The 16,290-nt window shown below is 68.8% G+C and carries 16 protein-coding genes; 9 read left to right on the top strand and 7 right to left on the bottom strand.

Annotated features, from left to right (window positions below):
* Positions 1-275: 275 nt before the first annotated feature.
* Positions 276-590 carry an ATP-dependent Clp protease adapter ClpS gene (gene clpS / locus ADE01S_RS21750; RefSeq protein WP_006383989.1) on the bottom strand — a complete coding sequence of 105 codons (315 nt, stop codon included), beginning with the start codon at positions 588-590 and terminating at the stop codon, positions 276-278.
* Positions 591-816: 226 nt separating this feature from the next.
* On the opposite strand from clpS, the gene ADE01S_RS21745 reads away from it, so the two are divergent.
* Both ADE01S_RS21745 and ADE01S_RS21740 read left to right on the top strand, forming a co-directional pair.
* On the top strand, positions 817-1,062 hold the full coding sequence (locus ADE01S_RS21745) for a cold-shock protein (RefSeq protein ID WP_006220277.1): 246 nt from the start codon (positions 817-819) through the stop codon (positions 1,060-1,062).
* Between the two features lie 89 nt (positions 1,063-1,151).
* Positions 1,152-1,664 carry a DUF192 domain-containing protein gene (locus ADE01S_RS21740; RefSeq protein ID WP_082775870.1) on the top strand — a complete coding sequence of 171 codons (513 nt, stop codon included), beginning with the start codon at positions 1,152-1,154 and terminating at the stop codon, positions 1,662-1,664.
* Between the two features lie 111 nt (positions 1,665-1,775).
* On the opposite strand, the gene pcaF is transcribed toward ADE01S_RS21740, so the two are convergent.
* The 5 genes from pcaF to xseA all read right to left on the bottom strand — a co-directional run bounded on the left by pcaF (position 1,776) and on the right by xseA (position 8,604).
* Positions 1,776-2,981, bottom strand: a complete 1,206-nt coding sequence (pcaF, locus tag ADE01S_RS21735) for a 3-oxoadipyl-CoA thiolase (protein ID WP_062683831.1) — start codon at positions 2,979-2,981, stop codon at positions 1,776-1,778.
* A 159-nt stretch (positions 2,982-3,140) separates the two neighbouring features.
* Entirely contained in the window at positions 3,141-4,535 is a 1,395-nt protein-coding gene (locus ADE01S_RS21730; protein WP_082775869.1) for a chloride channel protein, read from the bottom strand.
* A gap of 72 nt (positions 4,536-4,607) precedes the next feature.
* A complete protein-coding gene (locus ADE01S_RS21725) occupies positions 4,608-6,272 on the bottom strand; it encodes a methyl-accepting chemotaxis protein (protein WP_062683830.1) in 1,665 nt (554 codons plus the stop codon).
* 258 nt (positions 6,273-6,530) lie between these two features.
* The gene (sodB, locus tag ADE01S_RS21720) at positions 6,531-7,109 is read right to left on the bottom strand and encodes a superoxide dismutase [Fe] (RefSeq protein ID WP_062683829.1); all 579 of its coding nucleotides are present in this window, start codon (positions 7,107-7,109) and stop codon (positions 6,531-6,533) included.
* Between the two features lie 127 nt (positions 7,110-7,236).
* Positions 7,237-8,604 carry an exodeoxyribonuclease VII large subunit gene (gene xseA, locus ADE01S_RS21715; protein ID WP_062683828.1) on the bottom strand — a complete coding sequence of 456 codons (1,368 nt, stop codon included), beginning with the start codon at positions 8,602-8,604 and terminating at the stop codon, positions 7,237-7,239.
* A gap of 352 nt (positions 8,605-8,956) precedes the next feature.
* Between xseA and ADE01S_RS21710 the strand changes: the two genes are divergently transcribed.
* Genes ADE01S_RS21710 through lpxK form a run of 3 tightly spaced genes read left to right on the top strand, consistent with a single transcriptional unit; the run spans position 8,957 to position 11,030 of the window.
* Positions 8,957-9,580 carry a MotA/TolQ/ExbB proton channel family protein gene (locus ADE01S_RS21710; protein ID WP_062683827.1) on the top strand — a complete coding sequence of 208 codons (624 nt, stop codon included), beginning with the start codon at positions 8,957-8,959 and terminating at the stop codon, positions 9,578-9,580.
* Complete coding sequence (locus ADE01S_RS21705; RefSeq protein WP_062683826.1) at positions 9,577-9,990, top strand: ExbD/TolR family protein; 414 nt, start codon at positions 9,577-9,579, stop codon at positions 9,988-9,990. Before ADE01S_RS21710 ends, ADE01S_RS21705 begins: the two co-directional genes overlap by 4 nt.
* Positions 9,987-11,030: a tetraacyldisaccharide 4'-kinase gene (gene lpxK, locus ADE01S_RS21700; RefSeq protein ID WP_062683825.1), complete on the top strand. Its 1,044-nt coding sequence runs from the start codon at positions 9,987-9,989 to the stop codon at positions 11,028-11,030. Before ADE01S_RS21705 ends, lpxK begins: the two co-directional genes overlap by 4 nt.
* Here lpxK and ADE01S_RS21695 read toward each other — a convergent pair.
* The gene (locus ADE01S_RS21695) at positions 11,027-13,246 is read right to left on the bottom strand and encodes an IgaA/UmoB family intracellular growth attenuator (protein WP_062683824.1); all 2,220 of its coding nucleotides are present in this window, start codon (positions 13,244-13,246) and stop codon (positions 11,027-11,029) included. The two genes, lpxK and ADE01S_RS21695, sit on opposite strands and share 4 nt — an antisense overlap.
* A gap of 172 nt (positions 13,247-13,418) precedes the next feature.
* Between ADE01S_RS21695 and ADE01S_RS21690 the strand changes: the two genes are divergently transcribed.
* From ADE01S_RS21690 to ADE01S_RS21675, 4 genes are all read left to right on the top strand, one after another.
* Positions 13,419-13,604 (top strand): Trm112 family protein, encoded by a 186-nt coding sequence (locus tag ADE01S_RS21690; RefSeq protein ID WP_062683823.1) that lies wholly within the window; start codon positions 13,419-13,421, stop codon positions 13,602-13,604.
* Positions 13,601-14,365, top strand: coding sequence for a 3-deoxy-manno-octulosonate cytidylyltransferase (kdsB, locus tag ADE01S_RS21685; protein WP_062683822.1), 765 nt, complete (start codon positions 13,601-13,603; stop codon positions 14,363-14,365). The genes ADE01S_RS21690 and kdsB overlap by 4 nt, the downstream gene beginning before the upstream one ends.
* Before the next feature lie 91 nt (positions 14,366-14,456).
* Positions 14,457-15,113, top strand: coding sequence for an adenylate kinase (adk, locus tag ADE01S_RS21680; RefSeq protein ID WP_062683821.1), 657 nt, complete (start codon positions 14,457-14,459; stop codon positions 15,111-15,113).
* Between the two features lie 133 nt (positions 15,114-15,246).
* Positions 15,247-16,005, top strand: coding sequence for a 3-hydroxyacyl-CoA dehydrogenase (locus tag ADE01S_RS21675; RefSeq protein WP_062683820.1), 759 nt, complete (start codon positions 15,247-15,249; stop codon positions 16,003-16,005).
* The last annotated feature ends 285 nt before the right edge of the window (positions 16,006-16,290 follow it).

Raw genomic sequence — 16,290 nt, 5'->3', positions numbered from 1 at the left:
GGCGGGCGGGGCCGCGGGCGCCGCCTGGCGCTCCTTGCCCATCCACCAGCCCAGGCCGATGGCGCCCGCCAATACGACGACGCCGGCCGTCGCCAGCCAGGTCTTGCTGATCTTTCCACTCACGGCACTTCTCCCGCTTACTCTCAATATTGCGCGGCCCCTTTACGGCGGAGCTGCCGGCCCTCCCGCGCGCTTCTCGGATACGCGGGCACTGTGCCCAGATTAACTGGACAGCACAACGCCGCCATGACAGGCGGCGTATTCGATTCCTGGATTCAGACCGGTTCCATTACGCATTGCAGAGGATGCTGCCGCGCCCGCGCATACTGCGCCACCTGCGCGATGCGGGTCGCGGCCAGGTCGCGGGGATAGACCCCGCATACGCCGCGCCCTTCATGATGCACTTGCAGCATGATCCGGGTCGCTTCTTCGTGATTCTTATTGAAGAACTTCTGCAAGACTTTCACGACGAACTCCATCGGGGTGTAGTCGTCATTGAGCAACAAAACCTGGTACATCGGAGGCGGCGCGGCGCGAGCCGGTGCCTTCTCGACGGCCAAATCATGCTGGGTATCCAAGGTAGAACTCATAGGGCCGCTATTCTATTTAAACTGGGGACGGCTAGCATGTAACTTACGGAAAATTACACGTAGAAATGCGTAGTTTCCATACTTGACGCCGCAAAGAAAAGCGGCGCATTATCCACGCATTCTGGGGTTTTCAACTCATCGAAAATCTGCCAGGAAGCCGGAGGGGGGACAGGGGTCTAGGCCGCGATGCCCTTCTGTCAACATACGATTCAATGAGGCAGTCCGCATGTCTGATACGACCGCAACCGCCGTCCAAGGGGACAATCCCAAATCGACGGGCACCGTCAAATGGTTCAACGATGCAAAGGGGTTTGGCTTCATTACGCCCGACGACGGCGGTGAAGATCTGTTCGCCCATTTTTCGTCCATCCAAATGAATGGTTTTAAAACCCTGAAAGAAGGCCAGAAAGTGGCCTTCGAGATTATTCAGGGGCCCAAAGGCAAACAGGCGCTGAATATCACTGCTGCCTGAGTTACCCTTAAAGCGCAACAGCAAGGTTGCGCCATTATCAGGCGGGGCTTTCGGGCCCCGCCTTGTTATTTTCTTCCGCTGTCAGGGCCATGTCCAAGAACGCCGCTTTGTTTTTCATCAGTCGCACATTGTTTAAATCATCGTTCTTCAAGGCAGTCCGGCCAAAGGCGGCTACTCTGTTCCTGGCTGCCGCCGCGGCGCTGGCCCTGCCCGCCGCCGCCCAGCAAACCGGCCCGCAGCCGCCCCTGCCCACCGTCCAGCTTTCCGCCGGCATCCATATTATCCGCGCGGAAGTCGCCGATTCGGACGACAGCCGCCGCAACGGCCTCATGTTCCGCCGCGAGCTGCCGGGCAACGACGGCATGCTGTTCGTCTTCGAGCAGCCGGACGTGCAGTGCTTCTGGATGCGCAACACCCTTCTGCCGCTCTCGATTGCCTTTATCGCCGACGACGGCACGATCGTCAACATCGAGAACATGGCGCCCCAGACCGAAGACCCCCACTGCGCCAAGAAGCCGGTGCGCTACGCCCTGGAGATGGCCCAGGGCTGGTTCGAGCAGCACGGCATCAAGGCCGGCAAGAAGCTGGACGGCCTGCCCTGAAGCGCCGCCGGGCGCCGGGCGCCGACATCCCGGCAATGAAAAGGGAGCCCCGGGGGCTCCCTTTTTCGTTCCCGCGCCGGGCAAACCGGCGGCGGGAGCGGCGAACGGCGCTTACACGCGTTCGATGATCATCGCGATGCCCTGGCCCACGCCGATGCACATGGTGCACAGCGCGTAGCGGCCGCCGGTGCGGTGCAGCTGGTTGATCGCGGTGGTGGCCAGGCGGGCGCCGCTGGCGCCCAGCGGATGGCCCAGGGCGATCGCGCCGCCGTTGGGGTTCACGCGCGGATCGTTGTCGGCGATGCCCAGCTGGCGCAGCACGGCCAGGCCCTGGGCGGCGAAGGCTTCGTTCAGTTCGATCACGTCGATCTGGTCCAGCGTCAGGCCGGTCTGGGCCAGCACCTTCAGCGTGGCGGGCGCCGGACCGATGCCCATGATGCGCGGGGCCACGCCGGCTGTGGCCATGCCGACCACGCGGGCGCGCGGGGTCAGGCCGTGGCGGGCGGCGGCCTTTTCGTCGGCCAAGAGCAGCGCGGCCGCGCCGTCGTTCACGCCCGAGGCGTTGCCGGCGGTGACGGTGCCGCCTTCGCGGACCACGCCCTTCAACTTGGCCAGCGATTCCAGGCTGGTTTCACGCGGATGCTCGTCCTTGGAGACGACGACGGGATCGCCCTTCTTCTGGGCGATCGACACCGGCACGATCTCGGCGTCGAAGAAGCCTTCCTTCTGGGCGCGCGCGGTCTTCTGCTGGCTGGCCAGCGCGAACAGATCCTGGTCTTCGCGGCTGATCTTGAAGTCGTCGGCGACGTTCTCGGCCGTTTCCGGCATCGAATCCACGCCGTACTGCGCCTTCATCAGCTTGTTGATGAAGCGCCAGCCGATCGTGGTGTCGTAGATGGCGGCGCTGCGCGAGAACGCGCTGTCGGCCTTGCCCATGACGAACGGGGCGCGGCTCATGCTCTCCACGCCGCCGGCCAGCATCAGGCCGGCTTCGCCGGCGCGGATGGCGCGGGCGGCGGTGCCGATGGCGTCCAGGCCCGAGCCGCACAGGCGGTTGACCGTGGCGCCGGGAACTTCGATCGGCAGCCCGGCCAGCAGCGTGGCCATGCGGGCCACGTTGCGGTTGTCTTCGCCGGCCTGGTTGGCGCAACCCATGATCGCGTCGTCCAGCTCCTCCCAGCGCACGCCGGGGTTGCGCGCCACCAGCGCCTTGATGGCTACGGCCGCGAGGTCGTCGGGGCGAACGGGAGCCAGCGCGCCGCCGTAACGGCCGAAGGGGGTGCGAATCGCATCACAGATATAAGCATGCACGGTCATGGGAAGCTCGAAGTAAGTGAAGGAAAACCGGGATCGGACGATCTTAACGCAGGGCCCACGCACCAACCTGGCCCACCGGCGGGATGTCCGCAGCACGGACAGTGTCCAATGGATGTTCACCCGAATGGCGCGGCGCGGACGCACCGCCCCGGGGCGCGCTCACGACGCCGGCGGACGCGATGCGCGCCCGGCCTCCACGATGGCCTGCCGGCGGAAACGGCCGGCGGCCAGGTGATAGAAGGGCTGCGGGCAGAACTGGCGCGACACTACCGAGGCCAGCAGGGACGCGACCAGCAGCCAGAACAGCATGGGCTGGCTGCCCGTCATTTCCATCACCACCACGCTGGCCGTGAGAGGCGCCTGGGTGGCGGCGGCCAGGAAGGCGGCCATCGAGATCAGCACCAGCACGCGGTGGTCCACGCCCTCCCCGGCCAGTTGCCAGATGTGGTGGCCGATGCCCGCGCCGGTGGTCAGGGCCGGCGTGAAAATGCCGCCCGGGATGCCCGCCCAGTAGGAAACGACCGTGGCGCCGAGCTTGGCCAGCCCGAAACTCGCGGGCGCCGTGTCCTGGCCGGACAGCAGGTCGGCCGCGACGCCATAGCCGGTTCCGTAGACGGTGCCGGCCGTGGCCAGCCCGAGCACGGCCAGGAGCAGGCCCATGATGAAGGCCGTCCAGATCGGATGCGCGCGGATCCAGCCGCGCCAGGCGTGGGGCGCGCTGCCCGCCGCGCCCTTGCCGAGCAGGCGCGCGAAGATGCCGCCCAGCGCGCCGTTGAGCGCCGCGCAGATGATCACCCAGGTCACCATGCCGTGGGCCAGCGGCGCGCCGCCGAAAACGCCGAAATACGGGTTGTTTCCCACCACCGCGACGACCAGGAAGCCCGAGGCCAGCACGCCGATCAGCACCAGCCGCTGCCAGCGCAGCACGGTGCCGCGGCCGAGTTCCTCGATGGCGAAGATGACGCCGGCCAACGGCGCGTTGAAGGCGGCGGCCAGGCCGCCCGCGGCACCGGCGGCGATCAACTCGTTGGCGTGAAAGCCGCGCAATTGCACGCCGCGCCGCTTCCAGAAATCGCCCCAGGCCAGCATGAGGGCCGCGCCGACCTGCACCGAGGGCCCTTCGCGGCCGATCGAGGCGCCGGCGAGCATGCCGAAGAACGCCAGGGGAATCTTCCAAAGGGTCTGCCCCAGCGACACCAGGCTGTTCTGGCTGGGGCCGGGCGGCAGCGACAGCGCGCCGATGACTTGGGGAATGCCGCTGCCCGAGGCGTTGGGCGCGTAGCGCAGCGTCAGCCAGCGCAGGAGAGCCAGGGCCGGGGGCAGCACCAGCAAGGCCAGCCAGCCGCTGTGGGAGACCCAGGCGCGGTTCCATTCCAGCGCCTTGTCGGCCAGATAGGCGAAGCCCAGCGACATCAGGGCCACCAGCCCCGCGCCGCCCAGCAGCAGCCCCATCTGCACGCTCTTGCGCGACAGGCGGTTGATCTGGCGCACCTTGCGGTGCGCCCACCGGCGCGGGCCGGCCAGGAGCCGGCGTATGGGATCGGGCAGGTTCATGGGCAAGAGCCGGCGCGGTTGAAAGTGGCTAACCTTACCACTCCCGCCTGACCGGCAGCCCAAAGCGCGCGGTCAGAACGTCGACCAGTCGTCGTCGGAAGCCTGCGCCAGCGCGGGACGCGCCGCGGGCACGGCCTGCCCCAATCGGACCTGAGCCTCGCGGGCCGACCCCCTGCCCGCCTCCACCTTGAAGCGGCGCACTTCCTGGGCCAGCCGGGCAGCCTGTTCCTGCATGCTGGCAGCCGCTGCGGCCGCCTCTTCCACCAGCGCGGCGTTCTGCTGGGTCACGGTGTCCATCTGCGCCACGGCCTGGTTGACCTGGCCGATGCCGGCGGACTGCTCTTCCGAGGCGCTGGCGATTTCGCGCACCAGCGTCGCGACCTGGCGCACGCCGTCGACCACCTCGCGCATGGTGCGGCCGGCCTCGTCGACCTGGCGCGTGCCGCCTTCGACGCGCGCCGCGGACTCATCGATCAAGGCCTTGATTTCCTTGGCCGCCACGGCCGAACGCTGCGCCAGCGTGCGCACTTCGCCCGCCACCACGGCGAAGCCGCGCCCCTGCTCGCCCGCGCGGGCCGCCTCGACGGCGGCGTTGAGCGCGAGGATGTTGGTCTGGAAGGCGATGCCGTCGATCACGCCGGTGATGTCGGCGATTCGGCGCGAGCTGTCGGAGATGGCGCTCATGGTCTGGACCACGCCGTCGACCACTTCGCCGCCCCGGATCGCCACGCTGGACGCCAGGTTGACCAGGCGGTCGGCCTCGCCGGCGTTGTTGGCGTTCTGCTGCACGGTGCTGGTGAGCTCTTCCATCGACGCGGCGGTTTCTTCCAGCGAGGACGCCTGTTCCTCGGTGCGCTGCGACAGGTCGGCGTTGCCCTGGGCGATCTGCGACGAGGCGGAGGCGATGCTCTCGCAACCGTCGCGCACGTCCTTGACGATGCGCGCCAGGCTTTCGTTCATGGCCTTGAGCGCGCTCATCAGCTCGCCGGTCTCGTCGCGCGTGGCGACCTGGATCTCGGTGGTGAGGTCGCCGGCCGCCACCTGGCGCGCCGCCTTCACGGCCTGGTCCAGCGGACGCACGATGCCGCGCGTGACCAGCCAGCCCAGCAGCAGGCCGATGGCCACGCCCATGATGGCCAGGCCGATCATGACGGCGCGGACCGTGCCGTAGAGATCCGTGCCTTCCCGCACGGTTTGCGACGCCACGCTTTCCTTGCCCTGCGCCAACGAGGTCATCAGGTCGTCCAGCTTCTGCGACGCCGCGATCACGCGCGCCTCGATCTCCGCCACGCGAGGATCGGCCTGGGTCAGCGGCTGCGACTGGGCCGCGGCGAAGAACGCCGCCGATTCGCGCTTCCAGACCTGCTCGGTTTCCGCGAACTGCGCCAGCAGGCGCTTGCCTTCGTCGGCATGGAAGTTGGCGGCGGCCTTCTCGCGCAGCGCGTCCATGTTCTTGATGGCGTCATCGAACTGCTTGCGTAGCGCCTGGCGCTCCTGCTCGGTGGTCGCCGCCAGGTATCCGTTGCGGGCCCGGCCCGCGTAGATCAGGTTGATATTGGCTTCCTTGATATCCGAGATGCCGCGCAGCTCGGTGTCGTAAAGCCGGTCGTTCATTGCGTTGATGCGCGCCAGGCCCCAGACCCCGAAGGCCCCGATCGCGCCGCCTATTACCGCCACCAGCAAAAACGCGCCCGACAGGCGCGCGCCGATGCGCATTCCCGATAAAAACCGCAACATGCTTCCCTTCCCTGTATTTACCCCGGTTTATGGCGGGCGTGCCGCGGTCGTGGGCCCCGTGGTTCAGTCGCAGACCGGGGGGAACGATAGCGGTTGGGTTTTCTAGGGATAACCCTAAAGAAAAGCCTGTTTACTCGTCATTTCGCGGCAATGAACTCGACAATCGACAGGCAGATCGGCCAATAAAAAACCCCTCGCCACGGCGAGGGGTTTTTCGGGGCGCGGCGCGAGGCCGGCCCGTCAGCCTGGCCTGGCGGCTCAGGCGAAGTTCTTGGCCGCGAATTCCCAGTTCACCAGGGCCCAGAAGTTTTCCAGGTACTTGGGACGGGCGTTGCGGTAGTCGATGTAGTAGGCGTGTTCCCAGACATCACAGGTGAGCAGCGGCTTGTCGGCCGTGGTCAGCGGGGTGGCGGCGTTGCTGGTGTTGACGATGTCGACCGAACCGTCGGCCTTCTTGACCAGCCAGGTCCAGCCCGAACCGAAGTTGCCGGCGGCGGACTTGTTGAACGCTTCCTTGAAAGCGTCGAAGCTGCCCCACTTGGCGTTGATGGCGTCGGCCAGCTTGCCGGTGGGCGCGCCGCCGGCCTTGGGAGCCAGGCTGTTCCAGTAGAACGTGTGGTTCCAGACTTGGGCCGCGTTGTTGAAAATGCCGCCCGAGGACTTCTTCACGATGTCTTCCAGCGACAGCGATTCGAATTCCGTGCCCGGGATCAGGTTGTTCAGGTTCGTGATGTAGGTCTGATGATGCTTGCCGTAGTGGAACTCCAACGTTTCCTTGGAGATGTGCGGCGCCAGCGCGTCCAGTTCGTAAGGCAGGGGGGGAAGAGTATGTGCCATGTGAAAGTTCCTTCTGTTGAGTGCACGATCAAGCCGGTCAATTGTATCGGCAACTCATGAGGATACCGCGTTAACCCCGCGCCGGCGCGGGGTTAACGGACGCCGGCGCGCCGCGCGCGGCGCAAACTCAGGAAGCGTCGCGGGTATCGCGGGTCTGCCGCACTTCGACGCGGGCGCCGCCTTGCGCGAAGCTGAGGTCCAGCCCCTGCCCCGCCGCCAGCGCCGCCGCGTCGCGCACGATGCGGCCCTGGTCGTCGCGGGCGATGGCGTAGCCGCGCGCCAGCGTGTTGCCCGGATCCAGCGCGCGCAGCTGCGCCGTCGCGGCCGCCAGCCGGTCGCGGCGCTGCGCCAGCAGCCGCGCCTGCGCCTGGCCCAGCTGGCGCAGGGCGCCGTTGAGGCGGTCGGCGGCGCGGCCGGTGTCGGGCACGCGGTGCGCCAGCCGCTGGGCCAGCAGATTGACCCGGCCCTGGCGCCGGCCCTGCGGCCCCGCAAAGGCCGAAGCCAGGCGGAATCGCAGGCTGTTGAGCCGTTCGCGCTGGTGTTCCAGGCGCTGGGCCGGGGACACGAGCTGCGCGGCCGCGCGGTCCAGCCGCTGGGCCGCGCGCTCCAGGCGGCGCTGCTGCCCGCGCGCCATCGCCCGGGCCGCATGCATGACGCTGCCCAGCAAATCGGAGCGCGGCACGCAGGCCAGTTCGGCCGCCGCCGTCGGCGTGGGCGCGCGCACGTCGGCCACGAAATCCGCGATCGTGAAGTCGGTTTCATGCCCCACGCCGCAAATCACGGGAATCTCGCTGGCCGCCACCAGGCGGGCGAGGCCCTCGTCGTTGAAGCTCCAGAGATCCTCGATGCTGCCGCCGCCGCGCACCAGCAGCAAGGTGTCGACTTCGGCGCGCTCGTTCGCCAGCCGCAGCTGCGCGGCCAGCCGGCCGGCCGCGTCCGCGCCCTGGACGGGCGCCGGATAGATGATCACGGGCACTTGCGGGGCGCGCCGGGCCAGGGCCGACAGCACGTCGCGCAGCGCCGCGGCATGCAGGGAGGTGATCACGCCGATCGCCCGGGGCAGCCTCGCGGGCTCGCGTTTGCGCGCCGGATCGAACAGGCCCTCGGAGGCCAGTTGCTCCTTCAGCCGCAGGAACGCTTCGTACAGGTTGCCGACCCCGGCGCGGCGCATCGCGTCGGCCTGCAGCTGGTAGTCGCCGCGGGGCTCGTACAGGGAGACCCGGGCCCGGATCTCGACCTGGTCGCCCGCCCGGGGGACGAACCCCACCGCGCTGGCGCGGCTGCGGAACATGACGGCGCGCACCGCGGCCCGGCTGTCCTTGAGCGTGAAGTACCAATGCCCGGAAGCCGCGGCCGTGAAGTTGGAAATCTCTCCGCGCACCCATAGCGCCGGGATGCTGCGCTCCAACAACTGCCCCACGGCTTGGTTCAGCTGGGCAACCGTCAGGATATCCCGCGCAAATGCGTTGTTTGTGACTGAGAATTCAATTGTCATGAGGCTTTCCGATGCATACCTGTCCACAGGGCACGCGTAGCGGGCCGCCATCATACCTCGTCCCCGCTTGTTTGCCCCAATCGGCCCGATAGCCAGCAAATTCAAAGCAAGTCATTGATTTATATGTGATTTTTACTTAAAACAAGCTGCTCGCATTTGAAGCAAACAAGTGCAAGCCCTGTGCCCATAAGCGTTCCGGCGAAGTTTTACACAGAATTATCCACAAGATCTGTGGATAGATTCGGGGTCGTTCCGACTTGCCACGCCCGGGCCGCCCCGTTACAGTTTCGGCTTGATCAGTTGCCGACACGCGCCGTTCCGCGCGCCTGGCGCTCCCCGGGAGTTGAACGCTTTGCTTTCCATCTTGCGCGAGGCCGGCTGGCCCATCTGGCCCCTGCTGGCGACATCCGTCCTGGGCTTGGCGCTGATCTTCGAGCGCTTCCTCTCCCTGCGCCGCGGGCTGGTGATGCCGCGCGGCCTGAACGAACAGGTTGCGGAAATGCTGCGCAACCGCCAGGACACCCCTGAATCCATCAACCGGCTCGAACGCAATTCGCCGCTGGGCCGCGTGCTGGCCGAGGTGATGCGTCATCGCCACCTGCCGCGCGAGGAGCTGCGCAACGTGGTCGAGGACGCCGGACGCGCCGTCGCCCACGACCTCAGCCGCTACATTTCCGCCATCGGCACCATCGCCGTGATCGCCCCCCTGATGGGCCTGTTCGGCACCGTGGTCGGCATGATCGAGATCTTCGGCTCCTACACCCCCGGCGGCGGCGACCCGGCCCAGCTGGCGCGCGGCATCTCGATCGCGCTGTACAACACCGGCTTCGGCATCCTCATCGCCATCCCCGCCATGATCGCGCACCGCTACCTGCGCGGCCGCGTGGACGGGTATCTCAGCGCCATGGAGCAGTCCGCGTCGCGCCTGGTCCGCGCCGTGTCGCACCAGGCAGCCCCCCGCGAGGGCCGTTCATGAATTTTCGCGGATCCCGGGGCGAACGCGATGAGCTGGATATCAACCTGATCCCGCTCATCGACGTCCTGCTGGTCATCCTGATCTTCCTGGCCGCGACCACCTCGTTCGCGCGCTTCACCCAGCTGAAGGTGACGCTGCCCCAGGCCTCGATGGAACAGGACACGCCGCCGGCCCTGGAAGTGGCCGTCAGCCAGGACGGGCGCTACGCGCTCAACGGCACGCTCATCGACGTCTCCACGCCGCCCGAAATCGCCGACGCCCTGCGCCAGGCCGCGGCCGGCAAGACGGAGCCGCTGGTCGTCATCAATGCCGACGCCCAGGCTACCCACCAGTCCGTGATCAACGTCATGGAAGCCGCCCGCCTGGCCGGCATCGGCCGCGTCAACTTCGCCGCGCAGACCGCCCGGTGAGCGCAAAACCCGGCTCGACCCTGCTGGCTCGCCAATGGCAGCGCGGCGGCTGGCTCTCCACCCTGTTGCGCCCGCTGTCCGGGCTGACCGCCTGGGCGGTGGCGCGCAAGCGCAAAGCCTACCTGGACGGCGCCCGCCCCGCCTACCGCGCCCCCGTTCCTGTCGTGGTGATCGGCAACGTCTACGTCGGCGGGACCGGCAAGACGCCCATGGTCATCGCCACCGTCGAAGGCCTGCGGGCCCGGGGCTACACCCCCGGGGTGGTCAGCCGCGGCTACGGGGTCAAGGTCGGTCCGCGGGCCCGCGTCGGCACCGGGGCGCTGGAAGCCGCCCGCTATGGCGATGAACCGGCGCTGATCGCGCGCGCCACCGGCGCCCCGGTATCGGTGCATCCCAAGCGCGCCCTGGCCGCCCAGGCGCTGCTGCAAGCCCATCCCGACGTGGACGTGATCGTGTCGGACGACGGGCTGCAGCACCTGGCGCTGGCCCGCGACGTCGAAATCGTGGTGCAGGACGAACGCGGCGTGGGCAACGGCCGCCTGCTGCCGGCCGGCCCCCTGCGCGAGCCCGCCGCCCGCCTGCTTGAGGTGGACGCGGTGGTAACGAACGTCGGCACGCCCGGCGGGCAGGCGCAGCCCGCCTGCGCGGGCGGCCGTCCGCGCCAGGTGCGCATGTGGCTGGAACCGGGCCAGGCGCGCCAGATCGAAGGCGGCGCCACGCGTCCGCTGGCGGATTTCGCGGCCCAGCCCCGCGTCGCGGCCGCGGCCGGCATCGGCAACCCCGAACGCTTCTTCGCCACCCTGCGCGCCGCCGGCATCGCGCCGCACCCCGCCCTGGCGCTGCCGGACCATCACGACTACGCCGAATCGCCGTTCAAGGCCCTGGCGGCCGACGCCATCCTCGTCACCTCCAAGGACGCGATCAAATGCGCCGCCCTGGGCGACGCGCGCCTGTGGGAAGTGCCGGTGCGGGCAGGCTTCTCCGATCCGGAGCTGTTCGACTGGCTGGCGCAGGCCCTGCGCCAGCGCGCCAAGCCCTAGAAGAACCCCGGCCGGGCCGCGTGGCGGCGCTCGGCGTACTCGCGCAGCCCGCGCTCGCGGGCCGAGGCTTGCCGGTTGCGGACGACGGCCAGCGGCAAATGCGCCAGCACCAGCCAGGTCGCCAGCAGCAGCCAGGCCATGCGCGCCAGCGACGGCCAGGGGTCGTCCAGGCTGCGCGCCGCGTCCACCACGATTTCCGGCGCCCCCGAGGCATCGCTACCCGCGCCCGCCGCCAGCCCGTCGATCTTGAATGGCATCGCGCCCTCGGACGACAGCGTCCTCACCTGCTGGTTCCAGGCCATCAGGAGCCCCTCCTGCCGGGTATCGCGCAGGCCCGGCAGCGTCGCGTGCGGCCCCGGCAGCACGCGCAGCACGACCCCGCCCCGCTGCGTCCGCATGGCGTCGCGGGAGGCGCGGTCCAGGGCCGACTCGATCAGCGCGTGCATCGCCACGCGCGCCAGGCGGCGCATCCGCTCGACGTAGCGCGAGAACATGGCGCCGTCGTCGCCGCGCCCCTTGCCCTCGAACGCGCCCTCTTCCACCAGCCGGTACAGTTCGAGCCAGCTGCCGGCGCCTTCCTTCGCCAGCAGGATGTTGGCGGCGAACTCGCGCTTCAGTTCGTCGCAGGCGGCGATCGACTCGCCGGTGGCCAGGTCGCAGGCCTGCTCGATGCCGCGCACCGTGCCGCTCAGGCCCGTCACGCTCACGGCCGAGAGGTTGCGCGCGTTGTAGCCGGCCATGGGGTTGTCGCGCATCCGGCCGTAGACCTGGCTGGCCACCAGGACGTCCAGCATCGGATTGGGCCGGGTGCGGATGAAATCGCCGGAATACAACTGCATGACCGCGGCGTTCACTTCCAGGCGGCCGGCCTGGGGCGCCGCGCCGTCCCAGCGCAACCAGCCGCAATCGAATCCCACCTTGCCGGAATCGGCGTCCTCGCGCAGTTCGCAGCGGGCGTTGCCGCGCATCGAGACCGGCACGCCGAAGCCCGGCGGGTCCTGGGCCAGCTCGGCGGCCGAGGCATAGACGCGCGGCGGCTCGCCGCGCAGCCAGGCGCCGGCCAGCGCAGCATCGCGCTCCAGGCCGTCGGCCGACGCGTACAGCGCCGCGCCGGCCAGGATCCCCGTCAGCGCCAGCGTCACGTGGCGGCCCCAGAACACGCGCGGGAACAGGCGCTGTTCCTCGTCCAGCGCATGGCTGCCGCCCACGCGCACCACGGAGTAGTCGTCCACGCGCACGTCCAGGTCGACGCGGCCGTCCTCGGGCAGTTGCAGCGTGGCGCGCCAATGTTCGGGCAGCTTGACCGGCAGCTTGTCGCCCAGGAACAGCTGGGTGGACACGGCCTGCGCGTTGTCCGGATTGGTCAGCACGATGGCATGGAGTTCACCCCTGGCGCGGTTCACCTTCCCGGGCGCGCCCGGGGCGCGCCTGCGCCACGTCAGCCACAGCGCCAGGACCGCCAGCGCCGCGGCCGCGCCAGCCCAGGCCGGGCCGCCGCCGGCCGCGGTCACGGCGAAGCCGACAAAGGCCAGCGCCCACAGCATCGAGATCCAGAACGCGATGCCCGGCAGGCGGCGCTCGGCGATCTCGGCGGGCGTCTCGTCGCGCTGGCCCAGGATTTCGACGCGCATGGCCTCGGCCAGGCCGGGGTCGTCCTCGTCCGAATTCACGCTGGCGGACGCATCCGCCACCGGGTCGATCACGTTCTGCATGTCCCCCATCTTGCCGACGGACCATTGCCGGTCCTGGCGATTGCGGCGCTGGCCGCGCTCGCGGCCGCCGGCCAGGTCGAACTCGCCGTTCAGGCCGACCACGATGGCGTACTTGCCGGTCAGCGCGACTTCGGCCGCGTTGTCCGCGCGCAGGTAGTCCCGCGCGTCGTAGGGAAACACCACGTCCACCCCTCCCAGGGTGTCGTGCACGGTCGATCCGCCCCGGCTGGACGAAATGCCGTGGCGCACGAAGGCGCCGCGCAGCGGATAGATGGCGTCGCTCTCCAGGCGGGCCGCCTTCTTCGGACCCGCCGGATGGACCAGGAAGGGCTGCAGCATCTCGCGTTCCGCGGCCGTCATGGACCGCAGCGGCCGCCCGTCGCGCTTCAGTTCGCGCAGCGCGCCCTTGTTGCCGCTGCGCCGGACCGCGTAGGCGATGCCGCTCGCCACCGTCCAGACGAGGATGATGATCATCAGGCCGAGCCTGATCGTGTTGGAATCCATCGCGTTCCCTGTCCTGTGCTGAAACCGCGGCGGATGATAGCGACGATCCGACCCTGGATTTCGCGGGACTCTATTCAAAATATGACATTAATTAACAAATCAAGGAAAACCGCCCGCCGAGGCGGCCCGGCCCGCGGTCCGGCAGGGGGCAAACTGCTTTAGAATTCCGGTCATGGAATCCCGCCTTCTCGACATCCTCGTCTGCCCGCTCTGCAAGGGCCGCCTCGAACACGACCGGCAGCAGGCCGAACTGATCTGCCGCGCCGACCGCCTGGCCTTCCCCGTGCGCGACGGCATCCCCGTCATGCTGGAATCGGAAGCCCGCGCGCTCGACGACGCCCCCCCCGCCGCCGCATGAGCTTCATCGCCCTGATTCCGGCGCGCACCGCCTCGACCCGGCTGCCCGACAAGCCGCTTGCCGACATCGCCGGCAAGCCGATGGTGGTCCGCACGGCCGAGCGCGCCGCGCAATCGGGCGCCTCGCGCGTCTACATCGCCACCGACGACGCGCGCGTCCAGCAGGCGGCCCAGGCCCACGGCCTGCAGGCCCTGATGACCCGCGGCGACCACCCCACCGGCACCGACCGCCTGGCCGAAGCCGTGGCCCAGCTCGGCCTGCCCGCCGACGCCATCGTGGTGAACGTGCAGGGCGACGAGCCCCTGATCGAGCCCGAGCTCATCGACGCCGTGGCCGCCAAGCTCCAGGCCAGCCCGGAGGCGGACATCGCCACCTGCGCCTGTCCGCTGGCCGACGCCGAGGCGCTGTTCAATCCCAATGTGGTGAAGCTGGTGTGCGCCGCGGACGACCGCGCCCTGTACTTCTCGCGCGCCCCCATCCCCTGGGCCCGCGACGCGCTGGCCGGCGGCGAACGCGTGCTGGCCGAGGGCCTGCCCGCCTGGCACCATATCGGCCTGTATGCCTACCGCGTGTCCTTCCTGCGCCGCTTTCCCTCGCTGCCGCAGGGCGCGCTGGAGCGTTTCGAATCGCTGGAGCAGTTGCGCGCCATGGAACACGGGCACGTCATCGTCGTCCATCGGGCCTCCCACCCTCCCGCGGCGGGCGTAGATACCCCGGCGGATCTCGAACGCGTCCGACTGATCTACGCCAAGCAGACATAAGGGTTATTTCCTATGGCGCGGCCCCGCATCGGCTGCTGCATTGCGGCATAATTCCCCGGATCACAAAAAATAAACCCTTTCAGGAGCACTCATGCGTCTCATCTTGCTCGGACCCCCCGGCGCCGGCAAAGGCACCCAGGCCGCGTTTCTCACCCAGCACTTCGGCATTCCCCAGATCTCCACCGGCGACATGCTTCGCGCGGCGGTGAAGGCGGGCACGCCGCTGGGTATTGAAGCCAAGAAGGTCATGGACGCCGGCGGCCTGGTCTCCGACGAGATCATCATCGGCCTCGTGCAGGACCGCCTGAAGCAGTCCGACTGCGCCAACGGCTACCTGTTCGACGGTTTCCCCCGCACCATCCCGCAAGCCGACGCGCTCAAGAGCGCCGGCGTCAAGCTGGACTACGTGGTCGAAATCGAAGTCCCCGAAGAAGACATCATCGAACGCATGAGCGGGCGCCGCGTGCACCAGCCCAGCGGCCGCAGCTACCACGTGCGCTTCAATCCGCCCAAGGTGGAAGGCCGCGACGACGTCACCGGCGAAGAGCTGATCCAGCGCGACGACGACCGCGAGGAAACCGTCCGCAACCGCCTGTCCGTGTACCGCGAGCAGACCCGTCCCCTGGTCGACTACTACTCGACCTGGGCGCAACAGGACCCCGCCGGCGCGCCGAAATACCGCAAGATTTCGGGCGTGGGCGCGGTCGACGAAATCAAGTCGCGCCTGTTCGGAGCCGTGCAAGGCTGACCGGCGCTTCGATGGCTTGAAGGCCTTCGGCGCCGGCCGGACGCAACGCGTCCCGGTCCCGGCCCGAAGGCCTTGTCATATCCGGCGCCCGCCGCGCCGCTTTCATCCCTTGAATTGATCTGGTGGTAGAGACATGGAAATCGCGAACAAGGTATTCATCGTTACGGGTGGCGCTTCCGGGCTGGGCGCGGGCACCGTGCGCATGCTGGTGCAGAACGGCGCCAAGGTCGTCATCGCCGACGTCCAGGACGAGCCGGGCGAAGCCCTGGCCAAGGAACTGGGCCAGCGCTACGTCCATTGCGACGTGACGCAGGAAGCCGACGGCAAGAACGCCGTCGCCGCGGCCAAGGAGCTGGGCACCCTCTTCGGCCTGGTGAACTGCGCCGGCGTGGCGCCCGCCGCCAAGATCGTGGGCAAGAACGGCGCGCATCCGCTGGACCTGTTCCAGAAGGTCGTGTCGATCAACCTGATCGGCAGCTTCAACATGATGCGCCTGGCCGCCGAGGCCATGAGCGCCAACACGCCCGAGCCCACCGGCGAGCGCGGCGTCATGATCAACACGGCTTCCGTCGCCGCCTTCGACGGCCAGATCGGCCAGGCGGCCTACGCCGCGTCCAAGGCTGGCGTGGCCGGCATGACCCTGCCGATCGCGCGCGACCTGGCCAAGACCGGCATCCGCTGCATGACCATCGCCCCGGGCATCTTCGGCACGCCCATGATCTTCGGCATGCCGCAGGAAGTGCAGGACTCCCTGGCCGCCAGCATCCCCTTCCCCGCCCGCCTGGGCCGCCCGGAAGACTATGCCAAGCTGGTCCACAGCATCGTCACCAACGATATGCTGAACGGAGAAACGATCCGCCTGGACGGCGCCATCCGCATGCCGCCGAAGTGAGGCCCCCACGCCGCGCACACTGCGTGTGCTTGCTGCCCCCCGAGGGGGCTGCGCCGCCTTGGGGCGGCCCGGCGGCGGCGCGGCTATTTTTGCGAGGAGCCGTGAAAAAGGTGCCCCCACGCCGCGCACACTGCGTGTGCTTGCTGCCCCCCGAGGGGGCTGCGCCGCCTTGGGGCGGCCCGGCGGCGGCGCGGCTATTTTTGCGAGGAGCCGCGGGATCGTCTCCTTCTCGACGCGATCTCTGGCGCGGCCCCTGGCGGGCATCGGACATTCTTGCGGGCGCGA

The sequence above is a fragment of the Achromobacter denitrificans NBRC 15125 genome (assembly GCF_001571365.1).
Lineage (GTDB): Bacteria > Pseudomonadota > Gammaproteobacteria > Burkholderiales > Burkholderiaceae_B > Achromobacter > Achromobacter denitrificans.
This window is presented reverse-complemented; position numbering and strand designations above follow the sequence as displayed.